This is a genomic window from Mycobacterium tilburgii (genome assembly GCF_902168065.1).
In the GTDB taxonomy this organism is placed as follows: Bacteria; Actinomycetota; Actinomycetes; order Mycobacteriales; family Mycobacteriaceae; genus Mycobacterium; species Mycobacterium tilburgii.
In genome coordinates, this window is record NZ_LR655743.1 from 1 (window position 1) to 18,042 (window position 18,042).

The following is an 18,042-nucleotide window of genomic DNA, read 5'->3' on the forward strand; positions in this document are numbered from 1 at the left end:
GCTTTATCCGGCTTGAATCGGGTGCCCTGACTCAGCACCTCCATGAAGGCCTGCTGGATGCCGAACATCCGCACGCTGCGCGTGACCCCGCCGGCGCCGGGCAGCAGGCTCAGCGTCACTTCGGGGAAACCGAGCACCACGCCCTTGATGTTCGCGGCGATGCGGTGGTGGCATGCCAAACAGATCTCCAGCCCGCCGCCCAACGCCGCACCGTTGATGGCGGCGACAACGGGCTTGCCCAGCGTCTCTAGCGCCCGCAGGTCGCGCTTGATGCCCTCGACCTCGGCGAAGATTTCGCCGGCGTTCTCCGGGCCGGCCTGGATCATGCTCTTGAGGTCACCGCCGGCGAAGAAGATCTTCTTGGCGCTGGTGATGACCACGCCGGTGATCGAATCCTTCTCGGCGACAAGGCGTTCGACGGCTTTGTGCATCGATTCCTTGTAGTGGTCGTTCATCACGTTGGCCGACCCGGTCGGGTCGTCAAGGGTCAGGGTGACGATGCCGTCGGCATCCTTGTCCCACTGAATGGTGTTCTCAGGCATGCTTTTCCTCAGACTCGCTCGATGATGGTCGCGACGCCCATGCCACCGCCGATGCAGAGCGTGATCAACGCACGACGGGCGTTGCGGCGCTCGAGCTCGTCGACCATGGTGCCGGTAATCATGGCGCCGGTGGCGCCCAGCGGGTGACCCATCGCGATGGCGCCACCGTTGACGTTGAGTTTCTCGTCCGGGATGTGCAGGTCCTTCTGGAACTTCAGCACCACCGACGCGAACGCCTCGTTCAGCTCGAACAGGTCAATTTCGTCGACCGTCAGGCCCGCGTGGTCGAGCACCTTCTGGGTGGCCGGGGTGGGACCGGTCAGCATGATGACAGGGTCCGAGCCGCTGGTGGCCGTGGCCACGATGCGCGCCCGCGGGGTCAGACCCTGCGACTTGCCGGCCGCGTCCGACCCGACCAGCACCAGCGCGGCGCCGTCGACGATGCCGGAGCTGTTGCCGCCGGTGTGGACGTGGTTGATCTTCTCGACATAGTGGTACTTGGTCAGCGCCACGTCGTCGAAGCCGCCCATCTCACCGATGCCGTCGAACGCGGTCTTTAGTTTGGCCAGGCCCTCCATAGTGGTGTCGGGCCGCATGTGCTCGTCGTGGTCGAGGATGACCAGACCGTTCTGGTCGCGCACCGGCACCACCGACTTCGCGAAGTAGCCACCCGACCAAGCCTCGGCGGCCTTCTGCTGGCTGCGCAGCGCGTAGGCGTCGACATCCTCGCGGGAGAAGCCCTCGATGGTGGCGATCAGGTCGGCGCCGATGCCCTGCGGCACGAAGCCGATCTGGTAGTTCGTCTCGGGGTCGGTCGCCCAGGCGCCGCCGTCGGAGCCCATCGGCACGCGGCTCATCGATTCGACACCGCCGGCCAGCACCAGGTCGTCCCAGCCGGACCGCACCTTCTGGGCAGCGGTGTTCACGGCCTCGAGGCCGGAGGCGCAGAACCGGTTGAGCTGCACGCCGCCGGTGGTCTCGGGCAGCCCGGCGGCGAGCACTGCGGTGCGCGCGATGTCGCCGCCCTGGTCACCGACCGGCGACACGACACCAAGGATCATGTCGCTGATCAGGTTCTCGTCCAGGTCGGGGAACCGCCGACGCAGCTCGTCGACCAGACCGACGACCAGGTTGAGGGGCTTGACCTCGTTCAGTGATCCGTTGCGCTGTTTGCCACGCGGGGTGCGGATGGCCTCATAGATGAAGGCTTCTTCGGACATGTCGACTTCCTGTTCGCAAAATGGGGTTTCGGATCCACCCTAAGAAAAATCCTAACAGGCCCTCCGGGCCAACCTGTTGGTTTGTCAGGTCAAACTTGGTCAACGGTGCGGCCGCCCCCGCTTCGCGCACCGAGCGTGCACCCGAGGCGTCGGGAGTGCAGCCCAGGCGACGACACGCCGGCAGCCCGAGACACACGACTCAAACGCCGTTTGCGCACACTCGACGGTTCTCGGAGGTTGGCGTGACGTTCGACAACGCGCGTTGGGCTGGCAGGACACACCACGAGCCACACTGGCGTGACACCCGGGGCGCAACGGCGCAATAAGCTCGATGGTTATGACAGTGTCGCGACTGCGGCCCTATGCAACCACGATCTTTGCGGAGATGTCCGCGCTCGCCGCGCGGATCGGCGCGGTGAATCTCGGTCAGGGCTTTCCCGACGAGGATGGACCTGCATCGCTGTTAAAGGCCGCCCAGGAGGCAATCGCCGACGGCGCCAACCAGTACCCCCCGGGCATCGGGATCGCCCCGCTGCGGCACGCGATCGCGGCGCAGCGCAAGCGGCTGTTCGACATCGAATACGACCCCGACACCGAAATACTGGTGACGGCCGGGGCGACCGAAGCCATCGCCTCGGTGGTGATCGGTTTGGTCGAGCCCGGGTCCGAGGTCTTGCTGATCGAGCCGTTCTACGACTCCTACTCGCCGGTGGTGGCTATGGCCGGTGCCCGCCGCGTCCCGGTACCGATGGTCGCCGACGGCCTCGGCTTCGCGCTGGACATCGACGCCCTTCGCCGTGCGGTCACCCCCGCGACGCGGGCGCTGATCCTCAACTCACCGCACAACCCCACCGGCGCCGTGCTGAGCGCTGCCGAATTGGCAGCCATTGCCGAGATCGCCGTGGCCGCAGACCTTTTGGTGATCACCGACGAGGTGTACGAGCACCTGGTCTTCGACGGGCATCGGCACCTCCCACTGGCCGGGTTCGACGATATGGCGCAGCGCACCATCAGCATCTCCAGCGCGGGCAAGATGTTCAGCTGCACCGGCTGGAAGGTCGGGTGGGCATGCGGCCCGGCCGAACTCATCGCCGGGTTGCAGGCCGCCAAACAATATCTGACCTACGTCGGCGGCGCGCCGTTTCAGCCCGCGGTGGCCCTGGCGCTGGACACCGAGGACGGGTGGGTGGCCGACCTCCGCAGTTCGCTGCAGTCCCGGCGAGATCGGCTCGCCGCGGGTCTGACCGACATCGGTTTTGCGGTGCACGACAGCCACGGCACCTACTTCCTGTGCGCCGATCCACGACCCCTGGGGTACGACGACGGCACCGAGTTCTGCGCGATGCTTCCAGAAAAGGTTGGGGTGGCTGCCATTCCGATGTCGGCATTCTGCGATCTGGCGGCGCCGCACGCCGATCTCTGGAATCATTTGGTGCGCTTCACCTTCTGCAAGCGCGACGACACCCTCAACGAGGCGCTGCGACGGCTGACGGCACTCAAGACTGCCCGGAGCGCGTCTCTCCCGTAACACGTTTGCGAAGTCCGTCCAGGGCGGCGGACAGGATCTTGTTGCCCGCCGACCTGACCCATAACCCGGGCAGGGGCGTCCGGAGCTCGATCGTGAGCGAAAAGCGCACCCGGGTCTTGTCGTCGCCCTCACGTTCCAGGTTTTACTCGCCGTGCTGTTGGGCGGTCTTCTGCGCATCCCAGACCATCTAGTCGGTGCCCCAGTGATATTCGAGGATTTCAGTGTCGGCGATACCATTCAGCCGGATCGTCATCCGCACGTGGTGTGGCCAGCCCGTCGGGATACCCGGTCGATGACCTCGACCCGCTTGTGCAGCGGCGACCACGACGGCACGGCGTCCATGTCGGCGAGCGTCTCCATGATCACTTTCGGGGCGCCTCAATGAAAATTTCCGAAGATGCGCGTATGGCCACCGTCTATAAATTTAGCAACCGCGGGCCATTCCGACGCCGAAATTACGGTGGCGTCTCCGAATCACCGCGACTGGCGACCAGTTCGCGCAAACCTTTTACCGACGACTCGAGCACGTTTTGCATGGCAAGACGGACGACGAATGCGGGGATCGGTCCGGCCGGTTCGACCGTGATGTCAAAGCGCACCCGTGTCTTGTCGACGCCTTCGGGCTTGAGGTTGTATTCCACGTGCTGGCCGTGCTGTTGGGCCGTCCCTTTGACGTCGTACACCACCCAGTCCGGACCCCAGTGATATTCCAGCACCTCTTTGTCGACGAGCCCGAAAATCCGGATGGTGGTTTTCACATGGTGCGCACGGCCATCGGGGTATCGGTCGACAACTTCGATCCGCTTGTGCAGCGTCGACCAGGATTCCAGCACGCTGACATCCTCGAGCGCCCCATGACCACGTCCAGCGGCGCATCAACCACAAATTCACGTGATGCTTTTACAACCAACACGACTGGGCATTCGAAACCTGTTTTAAGTAACTAACCGGCTACCAATCGATTTCGTCGATCGGTGTGGTGACGGCCGGCGGCGGGCCTGCCGAACCGGCGGGTATTCGTTCGAAACGTGGAGTGGGAGCGGCCTGTTCGACACCGTGGGCGGTGATCACCGTCGACCGGGCGATCAAATGGTCGCCGACGACGGCCTCGCCCCACGACAAGACCGGCATGACGCAGGCGTCGGTGCCGGCGAAAACCTTAGTCCACTCGTGTCGTGTCCGGCTGACGAACAGTTTCGCGAAGATGTCGTACATCTGCTGGTACGAACCGATTTCGAGCTGCCCGGGCACCTCGTCGGCGGTCAGGCCGAGCCCGTCGAGTAACGCCGCGAAGAACTGCGGTTCGATGGCCCCGACGGCCATGTACCTGCCGTCGGAGGTTGCATAGCAGCGGTAGAACGGGGCGCCGCCGTCGAGCAGGAACGATTCGCGTTTGTCCCGCAGGCTTCCAATTCCCCTCATCGTCCACATCATTTGGGCGAGCAGGCTGACCCCTCGACCATCGCCGCGTCGACGACCTGTCCGGTGCCCGAGCGTTCCCGTTCGTAGAGCGCGGCGACGATGCCCAACAGCACGAGCATCGAACCGCCGCCGAAATCCGCGACCAGGTTCAGCGGCGGCATCGACGGCCGCTCGGCATAGCCCAGCGCCGACAGCGCGCCGGTCCGCGACAGGTAGTTGATGTCGCGACCCGCGGTCAACGCCAGTGGCCCGTCCTGCCCCCAGCCGGTGATGCGCGCATAGATCAGTCGCGGGTTGACCGCCGCACACTCGTCGGGCCCGATGCCGAGGCGCTCACAGGTGCCGGGGCGGAAGCAGTCGAGCAGCACGTCGGCTTTGGCGGCCGGCGTCAGCAGCACACCCGGTCGGGTCTTGAGGTCCAGGTCAACGATCCGCTTACCGCGGTGCAACAGGTCGCGGTCTTCGGCAGGCATGACTACGGCTGGTCGGTGGCAACCCGCTTCCCCTGGCTTCGCCGCGCTCACGATCGCCACGGCGCCCGGGCGGCAGCACCCGCACCACGTCAGCCCTCAGGTCGGCGAGCACCATCCCCGCGTGTGGCCCCGGCCCAATGCCGCCGAGCTCGATGACTCTGACTCCCGCTAGTGGCCCGACGCCGTCCACGGCTGCTATTTGCCCTTCTTCACCTGCGGCAGCCGTTTGCGCAGGCCCTCGGTGCCGATGTCGATGGTGCCCTTGACGGCGCGTTTCAACACGAACGCGGGCAGCGGGACGACCGGATCGACGCTGATCTCGAACTTGACCCGGGTGGCCTCACCGTACGGGGGCAACGCGTAGGACGCGTCCTGCGAGCGCTGCTGGCTGGAGTTGACCAGCGTCCAACTCACCTTGTTCTCGCCCCAGGTGTAGGCGATCACCTGCTCGTCGGTGATGCCGGCCACTTTGACTTTCATCTTAGCCTTGGCGGGACGACCGTCGGCTCCCGTTCACTTCGGCGGCGCTGGTGCGCCGGCGACCACTCAGTCACCGAGTCGAGATCGGCGATGACATCGAGGATCTCCTAGGGACTGGCTTCGATCACAATTTCGCGGGTTTCGTTGATCGCCATGGCCCGCACGATAGCGAAACGGCGTCCGGGCAGGAGCGGTTTCGACTGAGCGTAACGTCGATCTCGTGACTGATAACACGCCCGGCGCGGGGCTTGTCCCCGCGGATTCCGCATACACCGTCGGCGATTATTTGTTAGATCGTCTCGCTGAATTCGGCCTTTCCGAGATCTTCGGCGTCCCCGGTGACTACAACCTGGAATTCCTCGACCACATCGTCGCGCACCCGACCATTCGCTGGGTGGGAAGCGCCAACGAGCTCAACGCCGGCTACGCCGCCGACGGTTATGGACGGCTGCGCGGAATGTCGGCCGTGGTAACGACTTTCGGAGTGGGTGAGCTCTCGGTGACCAATGCGATCGCCGGCAGTTATGCCGAACATGTGCCCGTCGTGCACATCGTCGGCGGCCCCTCCACGGACGCCCAGGGCACCCGACGGGCACTGCACCACTCGCTCGGTGACGGCGACTTCGAGCACTTCTTCCGCATCAGTCGCGAAATCACCTGTGCACAAGCCAATCTCATGCTGGCCACGGCCTGCCGGGAAATCGACCGGGTGCTGTCGGAGGTACGAGAGCAGAAGCGGCCCGGCTACATCCTGATGTCCACCGACGTCGCCCGCTTCCCGACCGAACGCCCCGCGGCGCCACTGCCGCGGTACACCGGCGGTACCAGCCCCCGCGCGTTGTCGCTGTTCGTCGAGGCCGCGACCAAACTCATCGGAGATCACCGGCTGACCGTGCTGGCCGACCTGCTGGTGCATCGTTTGCAGGTGGTCAAGGAACTCGAGGCGCTGCTGACCGCCGACGTGGTGCCGTACGCCACGCTGATGTGGGGCAAGAGCCTGCTCGACGAGAGCTCTCCCAACTTCTTGGGCATCTATGCCGGTGCCGCCAGCGCGCCGCGGGTCCGCGCCGCGATCGAGGACGCACCTGTCCTGGTCACCGCCGGGGTGGTGTTCACCGACATGGTCAGCGGCTTCTTCAGTCAGCACATCGACGCGGCCCACACCATCGATGTCGGGCAGTACCAGAGCAGCGTGGCCGGTCACGTCTTCGCGCCGCTCGAAATGGGTGCCGCGCTGAGCGCGCTGGCCGAGATCCTGACGCGACGCGGCATCAGCTCGCCGCCGGTGGCGGTGGCCGATGACCGCGAGCCCGGCACCGAGGCCGAACCGCCCGCCCGCGACCGGGAGCTGACCCAGGAGATGGTGTGGAACCGGCTGTGCGCGGCACTCACCCCTGGCAACGTGGTGCTCGCCGATCAGGGCACCTCGTTCTACGGTATGGCTGATCACCGGTTGCCGCGGGGGGTCATGTTCATCGGCCAACCGCTTTGGGGGTCAATCGGTTACACGTTGCCGGCGGCGCTCGGAGCGGGGGTGGCACACCCGGACCGCAGAACGGTGTTGTTGATCGGCGACGGTGCCGCACAGCTGACGGTGCAGGAATTGGGCACGTTCTTCCGCGAGGGGCTCGCCCCGATCATCGTGGTGGTCAACAACGACGGCTACACCGTCGAACGGGCAATCCACGGAGAAGCCGCGTCGTACAACGACATTGCCAGCTGGCACTGGACCGATATTCCCAACGCGCTGGGGGTGACCGATCACCTGGCGTTCCGGGCGCAGACCTACGGCGAGCTCGACGATGCGCTAACGGCGGCGGCGCAACATCAGGACCGGATGGTGCTGGTCGAGGTTGTGCTGCCGCGCCTGGACATCCCGCCGCTGCTCGTCGAACTCGTGCAACCGATGTCGTCCGACGGCAGCCGACGACCGTAAGCCTAAGCGGGGGTTCGATTCGGCTTAGATGACTTGAGAATCGCCTGGATGGTGCGGCGACAGCGGCCGCAGTCGGCGCCCGCCCCGCACACCAGCGCGACGTCCGTGGTCGTCGCCGCACCCGCCTAGACGGCGTCGCAGACCGTATGGCTGGTGACTCCGTTGCACAGGCAGACGAACACCGAGCGGGCCGACTCGCTCAGCTCTCGATGCGCATGATGTTGGAGAACCGGCCGACGAACAGCGGCGGATACGCACCCACTCCCGCGCCCGACATTCATTGGGCCGCGGCATCGGGGTGGTCGATCCACTGTCGGGCGCTCTCCTCGTCGGGGAACTCCTGCAGGATCAATACCTCCTGGCTGTCGTCGAAAGCCTGGAATACCCATGTCTTTCGGATGCCCGCAGCGATGAACCTGTCTATCGCCCGGCGCACGCCGGCGGTCAGCGCCGGGACGTCGTCGACGGAAGCGATGGCGGCCACCACGACGCCCGGCACTCCCGGAGCCGTCGCGGGGACCGGAAAGAACCTGTCGACGAGCTCGCCGGCGAACACAGCCGGGATATCCTCAATACCCGCCTCGTCTAACCAATTGAAAAGACCCGCGATCGCAGCAGTTCCACGATAGGCTCGCGGCTGTGTACCCCGATCATCACCAGCACGCGGCCGTAATCGTGCGTCGATGTGTAGACCAAAACGTGGTGTGCGCCACTATAGGACAAAGCCGCCCTGTTGCGTTCCAGCAGCGGCCACACCCTGGCCGGGTCGGGGACGCGGTAGTCCGACGCAATCACCATCGAGTTAATGTCGCCGTTGGTCATCGGAGTTGGTCCTTCATCACCTTCCCCGTCGCGTTAAGTGGAAGCGAATCAAAGAACTGCACCGCGCGGCACCTTGAATCCGGCCATCCGTTCACGTCACCAGCCGATCAACTCGTCGGCGGGTATTGAAGACGCCGATCCGTAGGTCCAGTTCCGCCTGCGCATGCAGAAAGAGCTAGGGGTTCTGGGCACGCGAGAACAGGTAGTAGCCGAAATACGCGGTGAAGACCAAGTGTATCGAACAACACGAAGGCCCACATGTTCGGCTGGCCCGGCACCGCCGGGGCGCGCCGGGCGGTGTTGACAAGATCGGACATCAGGCCAGCGCCTCGGCACCCGTTTGGTCGGGCCGGGCGCGGCGGTCAGGCAGCGGACCTGTGCCGAAGTCTTCGCGGCGGATCATCTGGAACAGCATCACGATGAAAGTGATTTGATAGATACCGAATACAACCATGTCCAGCCACCACGCGATCTGGCCGTTCCACGCCAACACGCCACGCCGGAAGATCCAGAACGGCGCCACGACGACCTCGGTGAGCGCATTGCACAGGTTGAGATAGCCGAACCACATAGGTAAAGAACCGATTCTTGTCGAGCAGTATCGCGACCATCCAGATCAGTGAGACGATCAGGAACACGCCCATGGTTCCGTCGAACGACAAGAACGCGAAATCGTAGAGCCAGCCAATCGCTTCGGGGTCCCGCTCGGACCGCAGCGTCCCCACGATCAGCGCGATGTTGAGCAGCAGCATGCGGGAACGGTACTGAGCGAGTAGATGATCAGATACGAATAGCCTAATGCGCTGCTGACCGACGTCCGTCGCATCGAATACGCGATGAGGGCGTTGTTGATCGCGATCATGCCGCTAATCGCGAAGATGACCCCGAACACCACGGGTATCCCGAGGTGCCGCTCGGAGAACCTGTGCAGCTGGGAGATCCCAGGTCGGCTTCGGCGGCGGCTACACCTGCACAACGATGAAGAACATCGGGAAGAAGATGTTGTAGAAAACGACGAGTAGGGTCCAGACCAACCACAGCTCGTGTTTGGGTCCGCGCAGCAGGTGCCAGGCGAGCCGCCGAGGTAACGGCCCGGCGGGCGCCGCCGAGGGGGGGCCCGCCGGTGTGATCACCGCGCTCATGCGTTGACCAATTCCTTTCCACACGTGCGGTTCTCGGCTCGATCCCGATACACGGCGCGGCCCAGGGCGAAGCCCATCATGCTGATCCAGACGCCGATGGCGACGTTCTTCACCCAGAACGACAGGAAGCCGTCCCACGACAACGGACCGGTCAACGACACCCCGACCAAGGCCGCGGTAACCAGGGCGGCGGCCATCAGCAGGTTGAAGTAGGCGACCCAACGCCCAAATGTCGGTCTCGGCTGATCGTCGAAGAATATTGCAGAGCGAGGATTACGCTTTGGCCGATCAGAAATGGGACCAGAATGGTGAATGTCGTCCAGGCGAAATCGTTGAGCAGTTGAGTCAACTCCGGGCTCCGCTCCGGACGGAGACGCTGCTGGCACGGCTCACCGACATGATTCGACGCCTGCTCAGATTACGCCAGGAAGCGCCCCAACCATCCAGCTAACGCAAATCCGGTTAGTGGTCAGTTCGACTGATCTTGGGACAAATACCCTTGTCCGCGAGGTTGGTTGGCGGGAAAACACTGTACCCGGGTGGTGGCGCCCTCCGGCTTGACTTCCATGCAGATCAAAATCTGAATTACCTGGGCAGAGGAGACACCAGAGTCAGAGTCGAGATCCGTCTGGATCACATGGACGCTCGATCGATGTGTCAACAGGCGACCTCAACAGCCAACTGTCGGCGCTGTCGTACCTCATGGTGACCAAGGCCTGGGACTCGAAGCCCGGCAACAAGGTCTGCGTGGAAGCCGTTGCCGTCCAATCGTTGAGCGAGAACTCGGGCGTCGTGCTGGCGGCGGCGAAAACCGATACCCCTGGGCCGGATAACGCCAAACCGCCACCGGCCTTGTTACGGCTCAGCGTCACGTTGAACCGTGACGGCGGTCAGTTGAAAATGTCGAGAGTCGATTACCTGTCATGAGTGCCCCGTGAGTGTCCAGGGCGACACCTCGCCGAGCACCGGCGAACCGCAGACCGACACCGTGGACACGCACGCCACCGATGATGACCGGCCATCGGCGGGCGCGCACCTACTGGCAGCGGTCCGGCGCGGGGCCCGCCGGTGTCTGGTGAGGTGGCGTTCGATCGTCGCGACGACGATTGTGGCTGCCGCCGTGGGTGTCGCCGTCGGTGTGTTCATCGTTGTGTACCGGCCGGATCAGCGGGTCGGTGACGCGGCGGCGCACCGGGCAATCCAGGACGCATCGAATGGCGCCGTGGCGGTGTTGTCGTATTCCTACGAGCATTTGCACCGCGCTTTAGCCACCGCGAAGTCGCACCTTACCAGCGATTTTCTGGCGTACTACACGAAATTCACCGACAATGTCCTCGGGCCGACGGCGCAGCAGGGGCAATTGACGACGACCGCCAAGGTCGTTAGTGTCGCGGTGTTGGTTTTGCATCCCGATTCTGCCGTCGTGCTGGTTTTCGTCGACCAGATCACGTCGAGCAAGAGAAATAGGAACCCGCAGTGAACAAAAGCGCTGTTGTGGTGACGCTGACTAAGGTCGACGGCATCCCGGAGTTGGTGGCCGCCGCCCCAAGGGGTTGTTCCTCACCGGGACCGCCTTGATCAAAACCCTCGACGGCGACTCGGCGAGCGGCACCCAGCCGTTGTGCTGCATCGACCACGCCACACACGACATGCGGATCGGCTATTATCGCGACACCTACTCCCGCACTGCCGACTCGATGAACGCGATCTGACCCCGGCCCGACCACTCGCTGGAAGGCTATATGCGCCAGTTCCGGCGAGTCTGCCGGGTGCTCTACGACGCGGACTGGATGCGCTATGGCTGGTCCAAGGAAATCGGCGGCCTGGGTAGGACTGCGGTGCTGCGCGCCATCGTCGGCGAGGAGGTCGTCGGCCGCCGCCTGGCCGAGCCCGGTCCGTACTCGATGCTCGAGGTGCTCACGCCGACGATGATCGACTACGCCCCACCAGAACTCGCCGCGGAGATGATGCCACGTCTGCTTCGTGGTGAAGAGCAATGGTGTCAAGGCTTTGCCGAGCCCGGCTCCGGTAGCGACCTGGCTTCCTTGACGACCCGCACGGTCCAGGACAGCGACAACTGGATCGCCAACGGGCAGAAGGTCTGGACCAGCTTCGCGCAGTTTTCCCATCCGTTGCATTCTGCTGACGCGCACCGGCCCCGGCCAGCCAAACCACGAAGGGATCGCGGCGTTCTTCGTCGACCTCGACAGCCCGGGCATCACCATCCGGCCGTTGCGCACGATGCACGGCGTTGACGAGTTTTGTGAGGTCGACTACGACGATGTGGTGGTCCCGTCGAGCCGGATGCTCGGCCGGCCGGGCGGAGGGGCTGGCGACTGACGATGGATCTGCTCCCCTTCGAGCGATCCACCTGTTTTGGCAGCGCATCGCCTACCTTTACTCCCGCTTCGACGCGCTCATCGTGGAGGTGGCCGACGGCACTCGGCACCGCGGCCACTACGAATTCGGGCTGGGCGCGGCCTATCTCGCGCTGCACACGCTGCGCTACCGCTCCCGCGCCACCCAGTACCGGCTGCAGGACGGGGCACGCCTGGGCCCGCTAACCTCGATCGACAAGGTGCTGCTGGCGTCGGCAGAGCAGCAACTATACGACACCGTTCGCGGCCTGCTGCCCGGCGTCCTCGGACTCGACGACACACCGTGGCGGTCGGAGTACCTGTACTCCCGCGCATCGACCATTTACGGGGGCACGGCAGAGATTCAGCGCAATATCGCGCGTCGGCTTCTAGATCTGGGGAAGGAGTGATCGTGGACCCGGCCTCCGACTCCGAGGAACTTCAGCTGCTGACCGAGTCTCTGCGCACCACGATGAACGCCGCTTCCGGCGCCCGGCTCGATGCGGCGCTGGTCGACTTCGGCTGGCACGATATACTGGGCGACGCAACCAATCCACGGGCCGCGGTCGCGGGGATGGTGATGGGCGGGGTCGCGATTGTGGCGGGACTCATCGCCATCGGCTACTACGCGTGGCTGGACTCCCAGGATGCGGGCCGCCTGCAATAGTGTCTGGACAATCCCGCCGCCACCAACTGCTAGCCCTACCCGCGGGGCAATCCCAGGACGCGTTCGGCGATGATATTGCGCTGAATCTCCGACGTGCCGCCGGCAATCGTGGCGGCGAAGGTGGGTGTAGCGGTCGAACCAGCTGCCGTAGTGTCTGTCCAAGTTGAGCGGGGCGAACGGGGCGGTCACCCCACGCAACGCCAGGCCGTCGCCTCCCCTGGCATTGAGCGCGTCCTCGCAGGCGCGCTGCATTGCCTCCGAGCCCAGCAGCTTGAGTACCGACTGCGCGGGTACGTCTTTCTCGCCGCGCGCGGCTTTGGCCAATGTCGCCGACCCCAACAGCCGCATCGCGTGGAAATCCAGCACCAGCGTTGCGTAGCGATCTCGTTGCACGGGCCCGGCCGGGGTCGACTCCATCGTCAGCGCGTGCAGCATATCGGCGTAATCCAGCCACAGCAGGCGTGTCCGTGGCCGAGTGAACCGGTGGCGACCCGCCAGCCCCCGTTGAGCTCTCCGACCAGGTTCTCGGCCGGCACCCACACATCGGTGAAGAAGACCTCGTTGAAGTCGACGTCCTCGATGTCACCCACCGAGGCGAACGGACGGCAGACCACCGGGGTATCGGCCAGGATCAGTAATGCACTGATGCCCTTGTGTTTTGGTGCATCAGAATCGGTACGCACGAAGGTCAGCAGCATATCGACGTGATGGGCGCCCGAGGGCCACACCTTCTGGCCGTTGACCATGAAATCGTCGCCGCCTCACACGGCGCGGGTCTTCAGCGAGGCAAGATCCAAGCCCGTACCGGACTCGCTCATGCCGAGCGACGCCGTCATCTCCGCGCGCAAAATCGGCACGGCCCAACGCTGTTTCTGTTCGGCCATCCCAAACGACAGCAAGGAAGCCGCAATGATGTCGACGCCCTGCGGATTGAAGCTTTGAGAGATCCGCCGACGCGACAACTCTTCGAGATAGACGTAGTGCTGCAGCAGTGTGGCGTTGCGACCGCGAACTCCGGCGGGTTGCCGGTAGCAGCCATCCGCTGTCGAACAACAGGCGTTGCCACCGGCTGGCCCACTCAGGGATGTCGGAACTCGACCGCGGCCGCTCACCCGCCACGGCGGGGTCGGGTAGGTTCGCGTCGAGGAACGCGGCGAACCCGGCGCGGAACCCTTCCACGTCGGAGTCGAAGGTCAGCTGCACGGCACTCCCCTGAATTTCGCTGGCGCCGTTCGGTAGATCCGGGTTTTCGCCGACGGCGCGGTTCACTCTTGCAATTCCGCTTCTATACACGCGTTCACGAGAACACTATTACCTTGAAAAGAAAGTTACAATTTCAGACACTGGTCCATGAGGGGGTCGAGCGCAGCGATGTCACGGCGTTCTCCGGTAGAGTTCAACCATGTTCTCCCCTCGCGGCAATCGTCCGAGCCTTCCGTGACCAATCCCAGCGACGCGCCGGTCTGGAAGCAGCGCGCCGTCGAGCGATCCATCAAGACCGCGAAGCTGCGTGCCGCGCAGCGCGTTCAGCGTTTCCTCGATGCGGCACAAGCCATCATTATCGAAAAGGGCAGCACCGACTTTACCGTCCAGGAGGTTGTCGACCGGTCGCGGCAGTCGCTGCGAAGCTTCTACCTGCAGTTTGACGGCAAGCACGAGCTGCTGCTGGCCTTGTTCGAAGATGCGCTGAGCCGGTCGGCCGACCAGATCCGCGCGGCGACCGAAAACCACTCCGATCCGCTCGAGCGGTTGAAGGTGGCTATCGAGCTGTTGTACGAGGCCTCGCGGCCCGACCCCGCCGCCAAGCGTCCGCTGTTCACCGACTTCACCCCCCGGTTGGTGGTGACACATCCGGCCGAGGTAAAGGTGGCCCACGCGCCGCTGCTGGCGCTGCTGACCGAGCTGATGGAAGCGGCCAGCGAGGCGGGCAAATTGCGCGCCGGGATCAATCCGCGGCGGATCGCCGCGATGACGATGCAGACGGTCATGTTCATTGCGCAGTCCAGCGGGGGCTCCGACGACGCGACAATCCATCCCATCACCGCCGACGAGGTGTGGGACTTCTGCTCAGCAGGATTTGTCGGCCAGCAGTAGCGACCTCGGCGCCCACTCTTTTTCGTCGTCTTCTCACCTGAGCAGATAACGCACGTGAGCTGCGATTGATTACCCGTGACAGTCAGCGCGGCCAACGATGTCTACTACGACCCGTACAACATCGAGCTCAACGCCGACCCGTACCCGATGTTCCGGCGTCTGCGCGAAGAATCGCCGCTGTATTACAACCCCGAACATGACTTCTTACGCCCTGCGCCGCTTCGCCGACGTCAACGACGCGCTGGTGGACTTCCAAACCTTCAGCTCGGCAAAGGGCGCGATACTCGAGCTGATCAAGGCGGATATCGAAATCCCTTCGGGCGTACTGCTGTTCGAAGACCCGCCGGTCCACTACATCCCCCGCAAGCTGTTGTCCCGGATGTTCACGCCACGCAAGATCAACGAGCTGGAGTCGAACATCCGCGAATTCTGCGCTCGCAGTTTGGACCGCTGGTCGGCACCGACCGATTCGACTTCGTCGCCGACCTCGGCGCGCAGATGCCGATGCGGGTCATCGGCATCCTGCTCGGTGTTCCCGAGGGATTCCAGGAAGCTCAGCACCTGACGTTCAGCGTCGGCACGCACTAATGCTTCGGCTCGGTACTGGCGCGACTCGAAGGCCGCATCGCGCTGGAGGAGATTCTGAAGCGCTTCCCCGACTGGGACGTCGACTTGGCCGAGTGCAAGCTCCCCGACATCCACCGTGCGGAGATGGGACACGATGCCGGCTGTTCTCCGCTGAGACAGGCCGGTTCGATCAACGAAGTGAGGTAGCGATGACAGGACGTGTTGAAGGCAAAGTTGCATTCGTCACCGGGGCGGCGCGTGGCCAGGGCCGCAGCCACGCGGTGCGGTTGGCCCAGGAGGGCTCCGACATCATCGCCGTAGACATCTGTAAACCCATCCGCGAGGATGTCGACGACACCGCGATCCCCGCGCCGAAGCCCGAAGATCTGGCCCAGACCGCGGATCTGGTCAAGGGCCACAACCGCAGGATCTACACCGCCGAGGTGGACGTGCGTGACTTCGCCGCGCTGAAGGCGGTCGTGGACACCGGCGTCGAGCAGCTGGGCCGCCTCGACATCATCGTCGCCAACTTGGCATCGGCAACGGCGGTGAAACGCTGGACACAACCAGCGAAGAGGACTGGACGGAGATGATCGACGTCAACCTGTCCGGAGTGTGGAAAACCGTGAAAGCCGGTGTGCCGCACATCTTGGCCAGCGGCCGCGGCGGCTCGATCATCTTGACCAGCTCGATCGGCGGGCTCAAGGCCTACCCGCACACCGGGCACTATGTCGCCGCCAAGCACGGCGTGGTCGGCTTGATGTGTGCGTTTGGAGTCGAGTTGGGGCAGCACATGATTCGGGTCAACTCCGTGCACCCCACGCACGTGAGCACGCCGATGATTATGAACAAGGGCACCTGGAAGATGTTCCGGCCGGATCTGGAGAATCCCGGTCCGGACGACATGGCGCCAATCTGCCATATGTTCCACACCCTGCCAATCCCGTGGGTGGACCCCATCGACATCAGCAACGCGGTGCTGTTTCGCCTCCGACGAGTCTCGTTACGTCACCGGCGTGACGCTGCCGATCGACGCCGGCAGCTGCCTGAAATAACCGCTAGAACGGGCTGCTGTTGGACTGCCATTCCGCCGATTCGGGTCGCGGACCGTAACGGCGTACGTAGTCCTCGTGCATCCGTGCCTGCTTCTGCCGGTTGATCACGTCGACCAGCTTCGGGTCCAGTCCGTGGTACTGCAGCCGGTGCCTGCGCCAAACCTTGTTCAGCGCAAGGGATAGCAGCAAAGTCTAGATGTAGAGCGGTGCGGTCATCTCGGTATGCACGTAGAGCGAGGCGGGCAGCAACCACAACGGCGCCAGCACCACCAGCGGCGGTATGCCACCTGATCATGTGCCGTCAAATGGCTCCCTCGCCGGCCAAATCGCGCGCAACCCAGCTGCGCATCGAATCCGGCAGGCGCCCAGCCGTAGCAATAGCCGATATACTGCCAAAAATTGGGTTTCGCGGCGGCCAAACTCGCTCCTCGGGGATACTAGATGTCACGACTGTAGTGCGCCCGCCGCCAGCGCGGCGGACCATCACCGCGATACCGGCCGTCATCGCCGCGCCGCCGGCATTCGCCACCTACAACGATCTGCCGCTGCTGCTGCCCCGTGGGGTGGTGCGCACATGACCGCCACCACCGGTGCGCCCAGCATCTTCGGCGCCGGGCTGCCCACACTCGAGTACGACGTCACCGAGCCGCCGCACGCGGTCCGCGATCGGATCCGGGCGGCGCAGCAGCGGGCTCGATCGCCCTCGGGCCGCTCGGTCCCGAAGTGCTGTCCTACGACATGGCGCGAAATATCCTGCGCGACACCCGATTCGTGATCCTGCCGGGCCTGCACCTGAACGCGCAGGGTGTTACTTTGGGTCCACTGTGGGACAGGGTCGTCGGCAGCATCATCTGCGCGGAAGGCGCCGAACATCATCGGCTGCGCAGCCTGGTGTCGCGGGCGTTCACGCTGCGGGGCCATCGCGCGGTTGGACGAAACGATCAGCCAGTGATCAACGAGCTGATCGACGAGGTTGCCGCCGGCGGCCGCTGCGACGTTGTCACCGACATCGCCCGCCGCTACCCTATTCCCATCATTTGCGCCCTGCTCGGTGCCCCGCGCGGCGACTGGGCGCAATTCGACCGCTGGGCCGAAGAGATCTTCAAGATGGTCAACTTCTCGGTCAACCTCATCGACGAAATGCCAGCCGTGCTGCGCGGGTGGGCGAAACCCGGCCTCGCTTCAGTAGCGTGACGTCCATGCCCGACGAACCAGCAATGCTCGGCACCGGCGCAAACGATCCCGGCTACGACGACGCGGGAGTGCCGACGTACGAGTCCGTGCGCGAGAAGATCGAGAACCGGTACACGAAGTCACTGGGCGGACGCGGAACTGGACGCCGAATCGCCCGAGGGATGCTCGGTGGCCGAACAGTACGACGAGTGGCAGCGCGCCGCGGCCGAACGGCTGGCCCAGATCCGCGAGTCGATGCGGGTGGATGAGGACTAGGGCAGTCGGTTCGGTGTCGGGGGGACGGGGATGAGCGAAACGCCGCACATTGTGCCGATCCACGATTACGGCGAGCTGGACGGCCAGGTGTTCATCGACATGCGCCTTACGACCGTTACCTCACCGCCGGCGATCTCGCGACAGCGGCGCTGCGGGCGTTCAGCGCGCCCAACCAGCGCCATGCGACCGACCTGATCGAGCACAGCCAGCACGTCACCCCACCACCGCGCTTGGCGCCCACCCAACCCGCGCCGGCCCCGCCCGTCAGGCCGTGGCCGGCCCCACCGC

At 64.5% G+C, this 18,042-nt stretch carries 14 protein-coding genes and 15 pseudogenes; 13 read left to right on the forward strand and 16 right to left on the reverse strand.

All coding sequences use genetic code 11. The features are described from left to right. On the reverse strand, positions 1-542 hold a 542-nt coding region (locus FQ389_RS15790), incomplete at its 3' end, for an enoyl-CoA hydratase/isomerase family protein (protein ID WP_144209370.1). 8 nt (positions 543-550) lie between these two features. Then, positions 551-1,762 carry an acetyl-CoA C-acetyltransferase gene (locus FQ389_RS15795; RefSeq protein ID WP_144209373.1) on the reverse strand — a complete coding sequence of 404 codons (1,212 nt, stop codon included), beginning with the start codon at positions 1,760-1,762 and terminating at the stop codon, positions 551-553. Between the two features lie 337 nt (positions 1,763-2,099). On the opposite strand from FQ389_RS15795, the gene FQ389_RS15800 reads away from it, so the two are divergent. After that, the gene (locus FQ389_RS15800) at positions 2,100-3,290 is read left to right on the forward strand and encodes a pyridoxal phosphate-dependent aminotransferase (protein ID WP_144209376.1); all 1,191 of its coding nucleotides are present in this window, start codon (positions 2,100-2,102) and stop codon (positions 3,288-3,290) included. Here FQ389_RS15800 and FQ389_RS15805 read toward each other — a convergent pair. The 6 genes and pseudogenes from FQ389_RS15805 to FQ389_RS15820 all read right to left on the reverse strand — a co-directional run bounded on the left by FQ389_RS15805 (position 3,259) and on the right by FQ389_RS15820 (position 5,769). Further along, a pseudogene (locus FQ389_RS15805) lies at positions 3,259-3,703 on the reverse strand (SRPBCC family protein). The gene FQ389_RS15800 and the pseudogene FQ389_RS15805 overlap by 32 nt on opposite strands. A gap of 42 nt (positions 3,704-3,745) precedes the next feature. Further along, positions 3,746-4,200, reverse strand: a pseudogene (locus FQ389_RS15810) (SRPBCC family protein). A gap of 41 nt (positions 4,201-4,241) precedes the next feature. After that, complete coding sequence (locus tag FQ389_RS22935; RefSeq protein WP_407662922.1) at positions 4,242-4,712, reverse strand: CoA transferase; 471 nt, start codon at positions 4,710-4,712, stop codon at positions 4,242-4,244. Between the two features lie 8 nt (positions 4,713-4,720). Then, on the reverse strand, positions 4,721-5,185 hold the full coding sequence (locus tag FQ389_RS22940) for a CoA transferase (protein WP_407662923.1): 465 nt from the start codon (positions 5,183-5,185) through the stop codon (positions 4,721-4,723). After that, the gene (locus FQ389_RS22945; protein WP_407662924.1) at positions 5,148-5,375 is read right to left on the reverse strand and encodes a CoA transferase; all 228 of its coding nucleotides are present in this window, start codon (positions 5,373-5,375) and stop codon (positions 5,148-5,150) included. Before FQ389_RS22945 ends, FQ389_RS22940 begins: the two co-directional genes overlap by 38 nt. 5 nt (positions 5,376-5,380) lie before the next feature. After that, positions 5,381-5,769, reverse strand: a pseudogene (locus FQ389_RS15820) (SRPBCC family protein). Between the two features lie 116 nt (positions 5,770-5,885). Here FQ389_RS15820 and FQ389_RS15825 point away from each other — a divergent pair. Further along, entirely contained in the window at positions 5,886-7,601 is a 1,716-nt protein-coding gene (locus tag FQ389_RS15825; RefSeq protein WP_144209382.1) for an alpha-keto acid decarboxylase family protein, read from the forward strand. A gap of 2 nt (positions 7,602-7,603) precedes the next feature. Here the strand turns inward: FQ389_RS15825 and FQ389_RS20820 are convergent. From FQ389_RS20820 to FQ389_RS15850, 5 pseudogenes are all read right to left on the reverse strand, one after another. Further along, positions 7,604-7,783, reverse strand: a pseudogene (locus FQ389_RS20820) ((2Fe-2S)-binding protein). A gap of 17 nt (positions 7,784-7,800) precedes the next feature. Then, a pseudogene (locus FQ389_RS15835) lies at positions 7,801-8,423 on the reverse strand (fatty-acid--CoA ligase). Between the two features lie 178 nt (positions 8,424-8,601). Beyond that, a pseudogene (locus tag FQ389_RS21485) lies at positions 8,602-8,740 on the reverse strand (cytochrome c oxidase subunit 3 family protein); the annotation flags it as partial. Next, a pseudogene (locus FQ389_RS15845) lies at positions 8,740-9,565 on the reverse strand (hypothetical protein). The pseudogenes FQ389_RS21485 and FQ389_RS15845, both read right to left, overlap by 1 nt. Continuing rightward, positions 9,562-9,935: pseudogene (locus FQ389_RS15850) on the reverse strand (hypothetical protein); the annotation flags it as partial. The pseudogenes FQ389_RS15850 and FQ389_RS15845, both read right to left, overlap by 4 nt. 284 nt (positions 9,936-10,219) lie before the next feature. On the opposite strand from FQ389_RS15850, the gene FQ389_RS15855 reads away from it, so the two are divergent. The 5 genes and pseudogenes from FQ389_RS15855 to FQ389_RS22950 all read left to right on the forward strand — a co-directional run bounded on the left by FQ389_RS15855 (position 10,220) and on the right by FQ389_RS22950 (position 12,589). After that, the gene (locus tag FQ389_RS15855; protein WP_260860848.1) at positions 10,220-10,492 is read left to right on the forward strand and encodes a hypothetical protein; all 273 of its coding nucleotides are present in this window, start codon (positions 10,220-10,222) and stop codon (positions 10,490-10,492) included. A 7-nt stretch (positions 10,493-10,499) separates the two neighbouring features. Then, complete coding sequence (locus FQ389_RS15860) at positions 10,500-11,045, forward strand: hypothetical protein (RefSeq protein WP_144209385.1); 546 nt, start codon at positions 10,500-10,502, stop codon at positions 11,043-11,045. Positions 11,046-11,089: 44 nt separating this feature from the next. Further along, a pseudogene (locus FQ389_RS15865) lies at positions 11,090-11,259 on the forward strand (nuclear transport factor 2 family protein); the annotation flags it as partial. A 14-nt stretch (positions 11,260-11,273) separates the two neighbouring features. Then, positions 11,274-12,332: pseudogene (locus FQ389_RS15870) on the forward strand (acyl-CoA dehydrogenase family protein). Between the two features lie 2 nt (positions 12,333-12,334). Then, positions 12,335-12,589, forward strand: a complete 255-nt coding sequence (locus FQ389_RS22950; protein ID WP_186296474.1) for a hypothetical protein — start codon at positions 12,335-12,337, stop codon at positions 12,587-12,589. 35 nt (positions 12,590-12,624) lie between these two features. Here the strand turns inward: FQ389_RS22950 and FQ389_RS15880 are convergent. After that, positions 12,625-13,792 (reverse strand): annotated as a pseudogene (locus tag FQ389_RS15880) (acyl-CoA dehydrogenase family protein). A 234-nt stretch (positions 13,793-14,026) separates the two neighbouring features. Between FQ389_RS15880 and FQ389_RS15885 the strand changes: the two are divergent. From FQ389_RS15885 to FQ389_RS15895, 3 genes and pseudogenes are all read left to right on the forward strand, one after another. Then, on the forward strand, positions 14,027-14,683 hold the full coding sequence (locus tag FQ389_RS15885) for a TetR/AcrR family transcriptional regulator (RefSeq protein WP_144209388.1): 657 nt from the start codon (positions 14,027-14,029) through the stop codon (positions 14,681-14,683). A gap of 75 nt (positions 14,684-14,758) precedes the next feature. Further along, positions 14,759-15,235, forward strand: a pseudogene (locus tag FQ389_RS15890) (cytochrome P450); the annotation flags it as partial. 224 nt (positions 15,236-15,459) lie between these two features. Then, positions 15,460-16,305 (forward strand): annotated as a pseudogene (locus tag FQ389_RS15895) (mycofactocin-coupled SDR family oxidoreductase). Positions 16,306-16,308: 3 nt separating this feature from the next. Here the strand turns inward: FQ389_RS15895 and FQ389_RS15900 are convergent. Further along, a pseudogene (locus tag FQ389_RS15900) lies at positions 16,309-16,724 on the reverse strand (DUF5313 domain-containing protein). Between the two features lie 36 nt (positions 16,725-16,760). Between FQ389_RS15900 and FQ389_RS20825 the strand changes: the two are divergent. The 3 genes and pseudogenes from FQ389_RS20825 (at position 16,761) to FQ389_RS20830 (ending at position 17,754) form a co-directional block, all read left to right on the forward strand. Then, positions 16,761-16,883 (forward strand): hypothetical protein, encoded by a 123-nt coding sequence (locus FQ389_RS20825; protein WP_260860850.1) that lies wholly within the window; start codon positions 16,761-16,763, stop codon positions 16,881-16,883. Between the two features lie 145 nt (positions 16,884-17,028). Beyond that, complete coding sequence (locus FQ389_RS15905; RefSeq protein ID WP_144209391.1) at positions 17,029-17,499, forward strand: cytochrome P450 family protein; 471 nt, start codon at positions 17,029-17,031, stop codon at positions 17,497-17,499. Between the two features lie 5 nt (positions 17,500-17,504). Beyond that, positions 17,505-17,754 (forward strand): annotated as a pseudogene (locus FQ389_RS20830) (hypothetical protein). A 65-nt stretch (positions 17,755-17,819) separates the two neighbouring features. Here the strand turns inward: FQ389_RS20830 and FQ389_RS20835 are convergent. Next, on the reverse strand, positions 17,820-18,042 hold a 223-nt coding region (locus tag FQ389_RS20835), incomplete at its 5' end, for a hypothetical protein (RefSeq protein WP_260860849.1).

Excerpts from the sequence above, each read along its gene's own strand:
- FQ389_RS15800 (WP_144209376.1), top strand. The coding sequence starts at position 2,100 with ATGACAGTGTCGCGACTGCGGCCCTATGCAACCACGATCTTTGCGGAG.
- FQ389_RS22935 (WP_407662922.1), bottom strand. The coding sequence starts at position 4,712 with ATGAGGGGAATTGGAAGCCTGCGGGACAAACGCGAATCGTTCCTGCTC.
- FQ389_RS15795 (WP_144209373.1), bottom strand. The coding sequence starts at position 1,762 with ATGTCCGAAGAAGCCTTCATCTATGAGGCCATCCGCACCCCGCGTGGC.
- FQ389_RS22940 (WP_407662923.1), bottom strand. The coding sequence starts at position 5,185 with ATGCCTGCCGAAGACCGCGACCTGTTGCACCGCGGTAAGCGGATCGTT.